This is a genomic window from Micromonospora sp. LHW51205, assembly GCF_003315815.1.
Classification (GTDB): Bacteria; Actinomycetota; Actinomycetes; order Mycobacteriales; family Micromonosporaceae; genus Micromonospora; species Micromonospora chalcea.
In genome coordinates this window covers 76,196-89,050 of sequence record NZ_QMEZ01000001.1, presented here as the reverse complement: position 1 = coordinate 89,050, position 12,855 = coordinate 76,196, and the positions used below count along the sequence as shown (strand labels likewise).

Annotated in this window: 15 protein-coding genes; 8 read left to right on the top strand and 7 right to left on the bottom strand. The window is 73.3% G+C overall.

The genetic code is table 11. From position 1 onward, the window contains the following. Positions 1-24: 24 nt before the first annotated feature. Positions 25-1,257, top strand: coding sequence for a low temperature requirement protein A (locus DQE82_RS00400; RefSeq protein WP_064447136.1), 1,233 nt, complete (start codon positions 25-27; stop codon positions 1,255-1,257). A gap of 4 nt (positions 1,258-1,261) precedes the next feature. Here DQE82_RS00400 and DQE82_RS00395 read toward each other — a convergent pair whose 3' ends face one another. Further along, entirely contained in the window at positions 1,262-1,573 is a 312-nt protein-coding gene (locus DQE82_RS00395; RefSeq protein WP_030502972.1) for a hypothetical protein, read from the bottom strand. Beyond that, a complete protein-coding gene (locus tag DQE82_RS00390; RefSeq protein WP_043325691.1) occupies positions 1,563-1,874 on the bottom strand; it encodes a hypothetical protein in 312 nt (103 codons plus the stop codon). The genes DQE82_RS00395 and DQE82_RS00390 overlap by 11 nt, the downstream gene beginning before the upstream one ends. Positions 1,875-1,981: 107 nt before the next feature. Between DQE82_RS00390 and DQE82_RS00385 the strand changes: the two genes are divergently transcribed. After that, positions 1,982-2,338, top strand: a complete 357-nt coding sequence (locus tag DQE82_RS00385; protein WP_113972333.1) for a DUF3099 domain-containing protein — start codon at positions 1,982-1,984, stop codon at positions 2,336-2,338. A gap of 40 nt (positions 2,339-2,378) precedes the next feature. Here DQE82_RS00385 and DQE82_RS00380 read toward each other — a convergent pair whose 3' ends face one another. Continuing rightward, positions 2,379-3,275: a carbohydrate kinase family protein gene (locus DQE82_RS00380; protein WP_064447137.1), complete on the bottom strand. Its 897-nt coding sequence runs from the start codon at positions 3,273-3,275 to the stop codon at positions 2,379-2,381. Further along, positions 3,272-4,198: a pseudouridine-5'-phosphate glycosidase gene (locus tag DQE82_RS00375; RefSeq protein ID WP_043325690.1), complete on the bottom strand. Its 927-nt coding sequence runs from the start codon at positions 4,196-4,198 to the stop codon at positions 3,272-3,274. The genes DQE82_RS00380 and DQE82_RS00375 overlap by 4 nt, the downstream gene beginning before the upstream one ends. Before the next feature lie 88 nt (positions 4,199-4,286). On the opposite strand from DQE82_RS00375, the gene DQE82_RS00370 reads away from it, so the two are divergent. The 3 genes from DQE82_RS00370 (at position 4,287) to DQE82_RS00360 (ending at position 7,109) form a co-directional block, all read left to right on the top strand. Next, on the top strand, positions 4,287-4,505 hold the full coding sequence (locus tag DQE82_RS00370; protein WP_030502976.1) for a DUF3039 domain-containing protein: 219 nt from the start codon (positions 4,287-4,289) through the stop codon (positions 4,503-4,505). 40 nt (positions 4,506-4,545) lie between these two features. Next, positions 4,546-5,196: a trimeric intracellular cation channel family protein gene (locus tag DQE82_RS00365; RefSeq protein ID WP_043325688.1), complete on the top strand. Its 651-nt coding sequence runs from the start codon at positions 4,546-4,548 to the stop codon at positions 5,194-5,196. Between the two features lie 191 nt (positions 5,197-5,387). Next, the gene (locus DQE82_RS00360) at positions 5,388-7,109 is read left to right on the top strand and encodes a DEAD/DEAH box helicase (RefSeq protein ID WP_043325686.1); all 1,722 of its coding nucleotides are present in this window, start codon (positions 5,388-5,390) and stop codon (positions 7,107-7,109) included. A gap of 152 nt (positions 7,110-7,261) precedes the next feature. Here the strand turns inward: DQE82_RS00360 and DQE82_RS00355 are convergent, their stop codons facing one another. Beyond that, on the bottom strand, positions 7,262-7,495 hold the full coding sequence (locus tag DQE82_RS00355) for a hypothetical protein (RefSeq protein WP_013284786.1): 234 nt from the start codon (positions 7,493-7,495) through the stop codon (positions 7,262-7,264). 244 nt (positions 7,496-7,739) lie between these two features. Continuing rightward, positions 7,740-9,344: an RNA polymerase sigma factor gene (locus DQE82_RS00350; protein WP_064447138.1), complete on the bottom strand. Its 1,605-nt coding sequence runs from the start codon at positions 9,342-9,344 to the stop codon at positions 7,740-7,742. A gap of 287 nt (positions 9,345-9,631) precedes the next feature. On the opposite strand from DQE82_RS00350, the gene DQE82_RS00345 reads away from it, so the two are divergent. Then, positions 9,632-10,453 (top strand): inositol monophosphatase family protein, encoded by an 822-nt coding sequence (locus DQE82_RS00345; RefSeq protein ID WP_043325683.1) that lies wholly within the window; start codon positions 9,632-9,634, stop codon positions 10,451-10,453. 71 nt (positions 10,454-10,524) lie between these two features. Here DQE82_RS00345 and DQE82_RS00340 read toward each other — a convergent pair whose 3' ends face one another. Next, the gene (locus tag DQE82_RS00340; RefSeq protein WP_181373764.1) at positions 10,525-11,040 is read right to left on the bottom strand and encodes a LytR C-terminal domain-containing protein; all 516 of its coding nucleotides are present in this window, start codon (positions 11,038-11,040) and stop codon (positions 10,525-10,527) included. A gap of 439 nt (positions 11,041-11,479) precedes the next feature. Here DQE82_RS00340 and DQE82_RS00335 point away from each other — a divergent pair, with 439 nt between their 5' ends. Next, on the top strand, positions 11,480-11,776 hold the full coding sequence (locus DQE82_RS00335) for a DUF4193 domain-containing protein (RefSeq protein ID WP_013284790.1): 297 nt from the start codon (positions 11,480-11,482) through the stop codon (positions 11,774-11,776). Between the two features lie 236 nt (positions 11,777-12,012). Beyond that, on the top strand, positions 12,013-12,855 hold the full coding sequence (locus tag DQE82_RS00330) for a hypothetical protein (RefSeq protein WP_369830126.1): 843 nt from the start codon (positions 12,013-12,015) through the stop codon (positions 12,853-12,855).

Genomic DNA, 12,855 nt, shown 5'->3' with positions numbered 1-12,855 from the left:
CAGGACGGGGGACGGGGGCGGACGATGACCGAGCAGCGGGGCGGGGCGCTGCTGCGCACCGCGTCCAGCCCCGGCCGGGCCACCTTCCTGGAGCTCTTCTTCGACCTGGTCTTCGTGTTCGCGCTGACCCGGGTCTCGCAGCGCCTGATCGACGGGCTCGACGGCTCGGCCGGTGCGGTGGCCGCCGACGTGGGCAAGACCCTGCTGCTGTTCCTGGTGCTCTGGCAGGTCTGGACCCTCACCACCTGGGTGACCAGCCGGTACGAGCCGGAGCGCACGGTCATCCAGGTCGTGGTGGTCGGCACCATGTTCGGCAGCCTGGTGCTGGGGGTGACGCTGCCCCGGGCGCTGGAGGAACGGGCGCTGCCGTTCGCGCTCGCGTACGTCGCGGTGATGGTCGGCCGGCCGCTGCTGATCGCGGTGGCGCTGCGGGGGCATCCGCGCCGCATGGTCCCGCTGCGGCTGGCCGCCTGGGCGGGATTCAGCGCCCCGCTCTGGCTCGCCGGCGCGCTGATGCCCGGTCCGCGCCTGGCGCTGTGGGTCGTCGCGCTGGCGGTGGACCATCTCGGCACGCTCCTGGGCTGGCCGCTGCCCCGGCTCGGGGCCTCGCGGGTCCGGCAGTGGCTCGTCGCCGGGGAGCACCTCGCCGAGCGCTACCAGCAGATCTTCCTCATCGCGCTCGGCGAGTCGATCCTGGTGATCGGCGTGACCTACAGCGGCAAGGAGTTCTCCGGCGACGCCGCGGTGGCGTTCGCGATCTCGTTCGTGATCACGGCGTTGCTCTGGCGGATCTACTTCTACCGGGCCGGTCACCTGCTCGCGCAGGCGCTGCGGACGGCCGGCACGCCGGGACGGCTGGCCGAGTCGGCGGCGCAGACCCACCTGTTCATGGTGCTCGGGGTGATCGGCGCGGCGGTCGGCTACGAGTTGGTCATCGCCCACCCGTACGACACGGCCCGGCCCGACTGGCTGGTCTTCGTGGTGGGCGGTCCGGCGCTGTTCCTGGCCGCCCGCTCCCGGTTCGAGTACGAGATCTTCGGCCGGGTGTCCCGCCCCCGGCTGGCCGGGCTGCTGGCCCTGGTGCTGCTCCTGCCCGCGCTGGTGGCCGTGCCGGCGATGTTCGCGCTCGGCGCGGTGGCCGTCCTGCTGGCGCTCGTCGCGTTCGCCGACGCCCGCCGGGCCTGGCACCGGCCGCCGGAGTCCTCCGCCTCGCCGATCGGGCGGGAGGCGCTCGGCGAGGGTGGCCCCGAGGCGTGAGTCGTCAGGCGGCGGTCGGGCGGGACAGCGAGGCCAGCGCGCGGCGTACGTCGGCCAGCGAGACGGTGGCCGAGTCGTCCAGGTCGGCCAGGCCGGCCTCGATCCACTGCCGCATCAGCGTGGTCACGCCGATGCCGCGCGCGTCGGCGGCGGCGCGGACGCGCTCGTACGTCTCCAGCGGCAGCCGGACCGACCGGCTGACCATCGGCACGTCGGTGTCGGGGGTGGGCAGTTGGGCCGGTGACGTGTCGTCGATCAGGTCGGCGAACGTGTCGCCCCCGGCGTGGAACCGCTTGGTCGCCTCGTCACGGTGCATCGTGACCGCCTCCTCGTCGGCGTGAGTTCCGCACCGCCTCGTCGTAGCGCTTGGCCTCGACGTCGCTCAGTTCGCGGGCGGAGAGGATGTCCCAGTCGTTGTCGGTGCCGTCGGCCTCGGCCAGCAGCACGGCGAGTCGCCGGCCGCGGTGCTCGGTGGCGTAGACCACCATCACGTCGTCACCGAGGTGCCGGATGACCCGGTGCCTGCTGTGCAGGGCCTCCCAGACTTCCCCGGGTGTGACGTCGTAGACCCGCAGGTTCGCCAGCGCCTCGTCGGTGAAGCTGAACCGGTTGGCCACGGATCGAAGCGTACCACCCACGTAACACGCGACCGCTCGTCACGAATTTCGCCGATCATCCGTCCGGAGTGACAGGATGGGCCGTATCCCCTCGTAGGAGGTCCGTGGTGAAGCGTCAGGCGTACCAGCCGATCCTGATCACCGACGCCCCGCGCAGCCAGAACGACCAGCTCAACAGCCGGCAGAAGCGTTACGTGCTGATGATGGCCATCCGGGTCGCGTGTCTGGTGGCGGGCGCGATCCTGGTCGGCGCGAAGGCACCGCTGCTCTGGCTCTGGCTGCCGCTGTGCGCGCTCGGCATGGTGCTCGTGCCCTGGCTCGCCGTGCTGCTCGCCAACGACCGTCCGCCCAAGGAGGAGCACCGGCTGGCGAACCGGTTCCAGAACCGGCGCCGCGAGGAGCCCGCACCCACCGCCCTCACCGCCGAGGAGAACCCGCACAAGATCATCGACGCCGAGCCCTGACCGGCCCGGGCGGAGCACCCGCCCGGACCGGCCACCGCCGTCAGGGCGCCGGGCGGGCGCCCACCGTCGTCACGGCGAGCGCGCCCAGGTCACCGGCGCGGGCCAGCGCGGCGCGCGGGTCGGCGCCGGCCAGCCACGCGGTGAGCAGCCCGGCGGCGAACGCGTCCCCGGCTCCGGTCACGTCCACCACGTCCACCCCGGGTGCCGGCGCGAACTCCACCACACCGCCGCGCTCCACCCACACCGCGCCCGCCGCGCCGCGCTTGACCACCACCCGGTGCGCCACCGCGGTCAGCGCCCGCGCCTGCGCCGCCGGGTCCAGCCCGCCGGCCAGCACCGTCGCCTCGTCCGTGTTGACCAGCAGCAGGTCGACGTCGCGTACCCAGGTCAGGAACGCCCCGCCGACGCGCCGCAGCGGCGCCGCGGACGCCGCGTCGACGCTGACGGTCAGCCCGCGCTCGCGGGCCGTGGCCAGCGCGCGCAGGCCGGCGCCGCGCGACCCGACGTCCAACAGGGTGTACGCGGACAGGTGCAGATGCCCGGCGTCGGGCGCGGCGGCCAGCGCCGCGTCCACGTGCGCGGCGGTCAGCCGCAGGTTCGCGCCCCGCTGACTGATCATCGTGCGCTCCCCGTCGTGGGCGAGCACGATGACGGTGCCGGTCGGGTAGCCCTCGTGCCGCTCCACCGCGCAGTCCACACCGATCCGGGTCAGCTCGGCCACCCGTTCCCGGCCGGTCTCGTCGTCGCCGACGGCGGCGACCAGCGTCACCGCCGCGCCCTGCCCGGCGAGCCAGGCCGCGGTGTTCGCCGCCTGCCCGCCGCCGCTGAACCGGATCCCGGCCGCGGTGTCCGAGCCGGTCGCGAGCGGCCCGGACAGCACCGCGAGCACGTCGGTGATCACGTCGCCGACGACGACGATGCGCGGCGTGGCGCTCATGGGGCGCGACGGGTCGCCGCGGCGACCGCGATCCGGGCCGCGAGGTCGGCGTTGCGCAGGATGATCCGGACGTTCACCGCCAGGCTGGCGCCCTCGGTCGCCGAGTGGAAGTGCGACAGCAGGAACGGGGTGACCGCCTTGCCGGTGATCCCCTCGCGGGCCAGCGCGGCCAGCCCTTCGGCGAGCGTCCGGTCGTGCAGCGCCGGGTCGAGCTGCTCGTCGGCGGGCAGCGGGTTGGCCACCACCAGGCCGCCGTGGTGCACGCCGTGCGCCGCGCGGGCGGCCAGCACGTCCGCCACCTGCTCCGGCGACTCGACCGACCAGTCCAGGTCGAAGCCGGCGTCGGTGAGGTAGAAGCCGGGGAAGCGGCGGGTGCGGTAGCCGACCACGCCCACCCCGAGCGTCTCCAGCCGCTCCAGCGTGGCGCCCACGTCGAGGATCGACTTCACCCCGGCGCAGACCACCGCGATCGGGGTCCGGGCCAGCGTGACCAGGTCCGCCGACTCGTCGAACGTCTGCGCCGCCTCCCGGTGCACGCCGCCGAGCCCGCCGGTGGCGAACACGCCGATCCCGGCCGCCGCCGCGACCGCGCTGGTGGCCGCGACGGTGGTGGCGCCGTCCGCGCCGGTGGCCGCCGCCGGGGCCAGGTCGCGGACCGAGAGCTTGCTCACGCCGTCGACGGTGGCGAGGCGGGTGAGCTGGGCGTCGTCCAGCCCCACCCGCAACTCGCCGGCGACCATGCCGATGGTGGCCGGCACCGCGCCCGCGTCCCGTACCGCCTGCTCGATCTCGCGCGCCACGCGCAGGTTGTCCGGCCGGGGCAGCCCGTGCGAGACGATCGTGCTCTCCAACGCCACGACCGGGCGGCCGTCGCGCAGGGCGTCGGCCACCTCACTACCGAGACTGATGTGAAAGTTGGTCACGTCGGCTACCGTACGGCCCGCTCCCGCCCGGGGCCCAGGTGGACCAGGACGGACCGACCTGGAAAACTGGAACGCCGGAGGTGGAGTCGTGAGCACAGAGGTTCTCGAGCGTCCCGAGCTGAAGGACGCGGACACTGGTCCGGAGATGTTCCACTACGTCCGTAAGGAGAAGATCGCTGAGAGTGCCGTCATGGGCACCTTCGTGGTCGCGCTCTGCGGCGAGACGTTCCCGGTCACCAAGGCGGCCAAGCCCGGCTCGCCGGTGTGCCCGAAGTGCAAGGAGATCTACGACTCGTACGCCGAGTGACAGCGGGCGGCTCCGCCGCCCCTCGACGTAACCTGCGGCGGTGACCACCTCCACCGCCCTGCTTGTCGCCGACCTCACCGGCGTGGCGGTCTTCGCCGCCTCCGGCGCCTCCGCGGCGGTGGCGAAACGGCTCGACCTGTTCGGCGTCGTCTTCGTCGGCGTGGTCGCCGCGCTCGGCGGAGGAATCTTCCGTGACCTGGCGATCGACGAGGTGCCCCCGCTGGCGTTCGCCGACTGGCGGTACGCCGCCACCGCGTCCGTCACCGCCGCCGCCGTGTTCTGGCTTCACCCGCAGCTCGCCCGGCTGCGCACCACGGTGCTGGTGCTCGACGCCGCCGGCCTCGGCCTGTTCACCGTCATCGGCACGCTCAAGGCCCTCGACGCCGCCGTGCCCCCGGTCGGCGCCTGCATGATCGGCATGCTCACCGCGATCGGTGGCGGGCTGGGCCGCGACCTGCTCACCGGCGAGATCCCGGTGGTGCTGCGCCGGGAGATCTACGCCCTCGCCGCGCTCGCCGGCGCGGTCACCGTGGCGCTGCTGTCGGCGTCCGGACAGGCGACCGCCGTGCCGCTCACCGCCGCCGCCCTGCTCGTGTTCGGGCTGCGCCTGATCGCGCTGCGCCGGCGCTGGTCCGCGCCGGTGGCGACGCTGCGGCCGCCGCGCACCGGCACCCGGGGACCACTGCCCTGACCCGCTTCCCACCGGGGTGGGCGGATGTGACAGGCGTGGCGTCGAGTGGGGCGTACGGCCCGCGCTGGTTATGCTGAGTCCGCCTTCGCGGCACCGGATGCGCGAGGGCGTTTTCATGGGCGGCGGCTCCCGTGGCCCCGGTCGGGCCCGCCGCCGTCCGCGGCGGAGAGGAGCTACGCGTGCCACCGCGGATGCCGGCGCTCGACACGTTCCCGCCCCTGCGCGCCTGGCAACGCAAGGCGCTCGTGGAATACCTGCGCCGCCGGACCGAGGACTTCACCGCGGTCGCCACGCCCGGCGCCGGTAAGACCACGTTCGCGCTGCGCATCGCCGCCGAGCTGCTCGCCGACGGCACCGTCGAGGCGGTCACCGTGGTCGCGCCGACCGAGCACCTGAAGACCCAGTGGGCGCAGGCCGCCGCCCGGGTCGGCATCCAGCTCGACGCCGCGTTCCGCAACGCCGACCTGCACTCCGCCGCCGACTTCCACGGCGCGGTGGTCACGTACGCGCAGGTGGGCATGGCGCCGCAGGTGCACCGGCGGCGCACCATGACCCGACGCACGCTGGTCATCCTCGACGAGATCCACCACGCCGGCGACTCGCGTACCTGGGGCGACGGCGTCAAGGCGGCCTTCGAGCCCGCGGTACGCCGGCTGATGCTCACCGGCACGCCGTTCCGCTCCGACGACAATCCGATCCCGTTCGTCAGCTACGAGCGCGGCGGCGACGGGCTGCTGCGCTCCCGCGCCGACTCGGTCTACGGCTACTCCGACGCGCTGCGCGAGGGCGTGGTCCGGCCGGTGCTGTTCCTGGCGTACTCGGGGGAGACCCGGTGGCGCACCAACGCCGGTGAGGAGCTGGCGGCCCGCCTCGGCGAGCCGATGACGCAGGACCTGATCGCCCAGGCGTGGCGTACCGCGCTGGACCCGGCCGGCGACTGGATGCCGCAGGTGCTGCGCGCCGCCGACGCCCGGCTCAGCGTGCTGCGCGACAACGGCATGCCCGACGCGGGCGGCCTGGTCATCGCCAGCGACCAGCAGGTGGCCCGCGCGTACGCGAAGCTGCTGGAGCAGGTGACCGGTGAGAAGGCCGCCGTGGTGCTCTCCGACGACCAGGGCGCGTCCGCGCGGATCGCGACGTTCGCCGCCTCGCAGCAACGGTGGCTGGTAGCGGTGCGGATGGTGTCCGAGGGCGTCGACATCCCCCGGCTCGCGGTCGGCGTGTACGCGACCAGCGCCAGCACCCCGCTGTACTTCGCGCAGGCGATCGGCCGGTTCGTCCGGGCCCGCCGTCCCGGCGAGACCGCGTCGGTGTTCCTGCCCAGCGTGCCGCACCTGCTGGGACTGGCGAGCGAGATGGAGGCCGAGCGGGACCACGTGCTCGGCAAGCCGAAGGACCGCGAGGGCTTCGACGACGACCTGCTGGAGCGCGCCCAGCGCGACGACGGCGCCAGCGGCGAGCTGGAGAAGCGCTTCGCCGCGCTCTCCGCGACCGCCGAGCTGGACCAGGTCATCTTCGACGGCGCCTCCTTCGGCACCGCCGCCCAGGCCGGTACGCCGGAGGAGGAGGAATATCTCGGCCTGCCCGGTCTGCTCACCGCCGACCAGGTCTCGCTGCTGCTGACCAAGCGGCAGGCCGAGCAGCTCGCCGCGCAGAAGCGCCGGGCCGCCCAGCGGACCGCTGAGCCGGCCGCTGCGGCCCCGGCGGCGGCGCCCCCACCGATGAGTGCCGCCCAGCGCCGGGTGGCGCTACGGCGGCAGCTGAACGCTCTGGTGGCCGCCCGGCACCACCACACCGGCCAGCCGCACGGCAAGATCCACGCCGAGCTGCGCCGGATCTGCGGCGGCCCACCCAGCGCGCAGGCGACGATCGAGCAGCTCGAAGAGCGCATCGCCACCGTGCAGACCCTGTAAGGAAGGGCCCCCTGTTAACGCCTCCGGTAGAGCAGGGGCCCCTTCTTAACACCGGGCGGCGCCAGGCGGCACCGGCACGAAAAACCGGCCGGAGGCGACCCGTGTGGGTGCCTCCGGCCGGTTATGTCGTGATGTGGATTTCCTGTCGGACCTCAGTTCGCCATGAGATCGGCGCCACGCCAGCTGAACTCCGGGTCCGACGCGTAGCGCACGGTGATCTTCACGAGATCCTCCGCGTACTTGTTCGCGTGGTGCCCACAGAACACCAGCTCACTCCCACCCGCCAGAGTGATCCGGAGCTTGCCGGCAGCATTGCAGCGGTCGCACCGTTCATCGGCGGCCGGGGGGCTCACCGTCTCGGGCGGCGGCGTGAGGGTCGGGGTCATCGCCTTCCTCCTCTGGTCGTCACCGATGAACACTCTCTTCGGTTGCTCACCTATCGTGCAACACCCATCTCGGGCCCTGCCTTCCCTGTGTGCCCGCGGGGGACCGAGGTCACACATGGCGTGGGGGACAGTGTGCCGTGCACCAAGGGTGCCACGTCAACGATCACAAACAGGCAACCGATCGATCACTGATGAGTGTTCTACGGCTGGTGATCAAACCGGCACGAATTGTTGACGTACGCGGTCAGTCCAGGTAGTCGCGGAGCACCTGGGAACGCGAGGGGTGCCGCAACTTGGACATGGTCTTCGATTCGATCTGCCGGATGCGTTCCCGGGTCACGCCGTACACCTGGCCGATCTCGTCCAGGGTGCGCGGCTGACCGTCGGTGAGGCCGAAGCGCAGGCGCACCACGCCCGCCTCACGCTCGGACAGCGTCTGGAGGACCTGCTGGAGCTGGTCCTGCAGCAGCGAGAACGACACCGCGTCGACGGCGACGACCGCCTCGGAGTCCTCGATGAAGTCGCCGAGCTGGCTGTCACCCTCGTCACCGATGGTCTGGTCGAGCGAGATGGGCTCCCGGGCGTACTGCTGGATCTCCAGCACCTTCTCCGGTGTGATGTCCATCTCCTTGGCCAGCTCCTCCGGGGTGGGCTCGCGGCCCAGGTCCTGGAGCAGCTCGCGCTGGATCCGGCCGAGCTTGTTGATCACCTCGACCATGTGCACGGGAATGCGGATGGTGCGGGCCTGGTCGGCCATGGCGCGGGTGATGGCCTGGCGGATCCACCAGGTGGCGTAGGTGGAGAACTTGTAGCCCTTGGTGTAGTCGAACTTCTCGACGGCGCGGATGAGGCCGAGGTTGCCTTCCTGGATGAGGTCGAGGAAGGCCATGCCGCGACCGGTGTAGCGCTTGGCCAGCGAGACCACCAGGCGGAGGTTGGCCTCCAGCAGGTGGTTCTTGGCGCGCTCGCCGTCCCGGGAGATCCACATCAGGTCGCGCTGCAGGTCGCGGACCAGCTTCTCCTCGCCCTCGTCGGCGGCGCGCAGCCGCTCGGCGGCGTAGAGGCCGGCCTCGATCCGCTTGGCCAGCTCGACCTCCTGCTCGGCGTTGAGCAGCGGAACCTTGCCGATCTGCTTGAGGTACGCCCGCACGGAGTCGGCGGAGGCGGTCAGCTCGGCGTCCCGGCGCGCCTGCTTGAGCGCCTCGGACTCCTCGTCGTCCCACTCGAAGTCGTTGTCGGTGGCGGAGCTGGCCGCGTCGGCCTCGGCGGCCTGGGTCAGCTCGGCCGGCTCCTCGACCACCACGTCCTCGATCTCGGCGGCCAGCTCCTCCGGGTCGATCTCGCCGTCGGGGCCCTCCGCCTTGCCGCCGGCCTTCCCCGGCTTCGCCGCGGCGGTCTTGGCGGCCACCGTGGCCTTGGTGGCGCGGGTCGCCTTGGTGGCCTTCGCCGGGGCGGCGGCCTTGGCGACGTCGGCCGTGGTGGCCTTGCGCGCGGTCGCCTTCCGGGGGGCCGGGGCGGCGGGCGCCTCCTCGGCGGCCGGCGCCTGCTTCGGGGCGGGCGCGGCGGCCTTCTTCGTGGTCTTGGCGGTGGTCGCGCGGGAGGCCGGGGTGGCGGACCGGGCGGCGGCGACGCGGCGGCGGGTGCTCGCCGAGCCGTCCACCACCACCGTCACGCCCGCCTCGGAGAGCGCGCGGAGGATCTTCTTGGCCTGGGCCGGGGTCACCTCAGCGGACTCGACGGTGCGCGCGAGCTGGGCCGACGTGAGCTGACCGCCGGCGCTCTGCGCGTGGGCGATCAGGGTGTCGGTGAGCGAGCGAACGTCGGCGCCGGTCTGGCGGGGATCTGTCACGAAGACCTTCCGGAGGCGAAAAGAGCGAGCACGGCCGGGTCGTCCGGCGCAGCATGGGACGGCCGTGCCGGGCGAGTCGTTGAGGACCCCCGTGTCCCGGGCCGTCCGGTCGCTGGCGGTCCGTGGCGCGTGGGCAGGGTGAATTGTAACGCCGTCTGCCGCGATCATCCCGCGCCGCACGGCGGACCGGCGGTCCGGGACCGCCGAATCGGCGCAGATGTGGACTTTGTAAGGATGATACCCGCGCACGGGTGGGCCGGTCCCGATCGTGCGGGAAGGGGACAAACATGATCACCGCGACGCCTACGGCGCGGGAGTTGCTCACGATCGCGGTCGAGGTGGCCCGGGAGGCCGCCGCCACCGCGTACCGGATGCGGGTCGAGGGTGTCTCGGTGGCCGCGACGAAGAGCACGGTGACCGACGTGGTCACCGCCGCCGACCGGGCGGTGGAGCGGCAGGTGCTGGCCGCGCTGCGGCAGCGGCGGCCGGGCGACGCGGTGCTGGGCGAGGAGTACGGCGCGGGGGAGACCGGCCCCGCCGGCGCCGACGGGGTGCGCTGGATCCTCGACCCGATCGACGGCACCGTCAACTACTTGTACGGGCTGCCCTACTGCGCGGTCTCGCTGGCCGCTGAGGTGGCCGGCGAGGTGGTCGCCGGGGTGGTCCGCAACGTCGTCACCGGCGAGGAGTGGACCGCGACGCTCGGCGGCGGCGCCTGGCGCGACGGGCAGCGGCTGAGCGGCTCGACCGCGACCGATCTCGGCCAGGCGCTCGTGGCCACCGGCTTCGGCTACGACGCCGGCCGCCGGGCCCACCAGGCGCGGGTGGTGACGGAGCTGATCCCGCACATCCGGGACATCCGCCGGATGGGCGCCGCCGCGCTCGACCTCTGCCTGGCCGCCGAGGGGCGGGTGGATGCGTACTACGAGAAGGGCCTGGCCGACTGGGACCTGGCCGCCGGCGGGCTGGTGGCCCGGGAGGCCGGGCTGCTGGTGACCGGCCTGTCCGGCCGCCCGGCCGGACCGGACCTGGTGCTCGCCGCGCCGCCGGCGCTGCACGGGCCGCTGCACGCCCGGCTGGTCGACCTGGACGCCTCCGGCGGGCCGTGACCTGCCCCGCACACGCGACAGGGCGGCCCTCCCGGAGGAGGACCGCCCTGCGTCGTCGGGCCGCCGGCCGCCTACTTCTCGACCGGCTTCGGGCAGGTCTCCGGCGGCGCCTGCGGGGCGCCCAGGTCGCCGAGCGACTGGTTGACCTCGGTGGTGGTGGCGAGCTGCTGGAACTGGTTGCCCAGGACCACGTCGACCACGTCGTCCTTGCGGTTCGCGTCGAACTTCTGGCTGGCCTCGTTCAGGAAGTACGCGCGCAGCAGGTGCGCCGACCCCACGGCGTTGGGCCCGAACCGCAACTCGGCCACGCCGTCGAACGCCTTCTTCTCGTTGCCGACCTTCTTGACCTGGAACTTGCGGTTGCGGAAGTCGTCCGCGACGCTGCCGGCCCGGCCGGCCTCGTCGGTGGCGTTGTAGACGTTGATCTTGACGTCCTTCTGCTCCCGCAGCCGCAGGTCGACCAGCGGCCAGCCGTCCGGGCAGGCGGCCGCCGTACCGGCTGTGCCCTGGCTGTCCTTCAACACGGCGACGACCACGACGACCAGGGCGACGACCGCCAGCAGTCCGACGACAACGAGTGCCCGCACTCGCGCAAAACTCATCCTGGGCGCTCCCCGGACAGTGATTGGGTGGTGGCGGGCGACGCGGTCGGGCCGCGACCGGTCGGCCGTCCAGTACGCCGCTGAGGTTAACCGTTGTCCGGCTCAGGCGTGGAAACAGTCCGACATACCGGCGCGCCACGCGGTGAACCGGTAGGACTACCCCTATCTTCGTGTCGCCTGAGTCACATTGGGAACAACTTCGGGCGCCGAGGCGTACATCTCCCCCGCGAGGGCGGTATACATGCCTCGCCCACAGGGGGGGTAAGGTTCCGCGCTCACCGGGGGCATTTCGCACCGGCGAGCCCGGCCCACCGCTCGTCGGGTCGGGTGCCCGACAGAGATGGTGGCCGGTCAGGGGAACCGAAACGGCGTCGTCCGGCGTTACAACCGGCAGCGACAATATCGATATTGGAGAGTGAAACCGATGGCCACCGACTACGACGCCCCGCGTCGCGACGAGGTCGACCTCGGCGAGGACAGCCTCGAAGAGCTCAAGGCCCGGCGGGTCGACTCACAGTCGGGCGCCGTGGACGTCGACGAGGCCGAGGTGGCCGAGAGCTTCGAGCTGCCCGGCGCCGACCTGGCCGACGAGGAGCTCACGGTCAAGGTCCTTCCGATGCAGCAGGACGAGTTCCGGTGCGCCCGCTGCTTCCTGGTCCACCACCGCAGCCAGCTGGCGGTCGAGCGCAACGGCGACCTGATCTGCCGCGAGTGCGTCTGATCCCGACCGGGGACACCGGCGGCGGCCTCCTCGACGGGGCCGCCGCTGTTCGAGCCGCCGCCGTGCGCCGGTGGCCGGTTGCTGCTTGACTCGTTACGGGCGGCTGCCACGCCGCGCGGAGCAAGGAGGGCGGACGGGTGAGCGAGCGCAGCGAGGGGACCGGCGCCGACCGGAGCCCGGCTCCAGCGGCGAGACCGGCACCGACCGGGCCGGATGCGACACCGACCGGCTCCGCCGTGCCCGCACCTGGCGGCTCCACCGTGCCGCCGGCCTCCACCGAACTCGCCGCGACGGCGGCCACTACCGGCTCCGGTTCGACGTCCGGTGAGCCGGGCGCGGACGCCGGGGAACTCGGCGCGACGGTCGCCGCCCTGACCGCCGACGACATCGCCCCGGCCCGCCGGCGGCAACTGCTGACCCGGCTGGTCGGGCAGGCCCGCGCCCGGGGGATCACCGACCTGTTCAAGCCGAGGGCGGCGGTTCGCTGGATGACCGACACGGTCGCCGAGATCGCCCCGCACGTGCCGATCCGCGACCTCGCCACGCTGCGGCGGCACTTCCCCGGCCTGGACGACGACGCGCTCGCCGACCGGCTGGTCCGCAACGCGTCCCGGGCCACCGCCGGGGTCGGCGCGGCCGGCGGCGGAGTGGCAGCTGTCGAGTGGGCGGTGACGCCCACGCTGCTCTCCGCCCCCGTCCTGCTGGCCGCCGAGACGGTCGCGGTGGTGGCGATCGAGCTGAAACTCATCGGCGAGCTGCACGAGGTCCACCGGGTGCCGCTGCCGGCCGGCGGCACCGGCCGCGCGGTGTCGCTGGTGCAGTCCTGGGCCACCCAGCGCGGGGTCAACCCGATGATGCCGGGCGTCGGAGTGAGCGCGGTGCTCGGCACCGCCGCCCGCCGCGAGCTGCGGGACAGTCTGATGCGCCGATTCGGGCGCAACCTCACCACGCTCGGGCCGTTCCTGACCGGCGCCGCCGTGGCCGGCTACCTCAACCGCCGGGCCACCCGCGCGCTCGGCGAGCAACTGCGCAAGGACCTGCGGCGGACCGCCCGGGCACTGCCGGACAAGCCGTCCTGA

What these genes read in the sequence shown, in the direction of transcription:
- DQE82_RS00400 (WP_064447136.1), top strand. Translation starts at nt 25, where the DNA reads ATGACCGAGCAGCGGGGCGGGGCGCTGCTGCGCACCGCGTCCAGCCCC.
- DQE82_RS00395 (WP_030502972.1), bottom strand. Translation starts at nt 1,573, where the DNA reads ATGCACCGTGACGAGGCGACCAAGCGGTTCCACGCCGGGGGCGACACG.
- DQE82_RS00380 (WP_064447137.1), bottom strand. Translation starts at nt 3,275, where the DNA reads ATGAGCGCCACGCCGCGCATCGTCGTCGTCGGCGACGTGATCACCGAC.
- DQE82_RS00360 (WP_043325686.1), top strand. Translation starts at nt 5,388, where the DNA reads ATGCCGGCGCTCGACACGTTCCCGCCCCTGCGCGCCTGGCAACGCAAG.
- DQE82_RS00355 (WP_013284786.1), bottom strand. Translation starts at nt 7,495, where the DNA reads ATGACCCCGACCCTCACGCCGCCGCCCGAGACGGTGAGCCCCCCGGCC.
- DQE82_RS00345 (WP_043325683.1), top strand. Translation starts at nt 9,632, where the DNA reads ATGATCACCGCGACGCCTACGGCGCGGGAGTTGCTCACGATCGCGGTC.
- DQE82_RS00335 (WP_013284790.1), top strand. Translation starts at nt 11,480, where the DNA reads ATGGCCACCGACTACGACGCCCCGCGTCGCGACGAGGTCGACCTCGGC.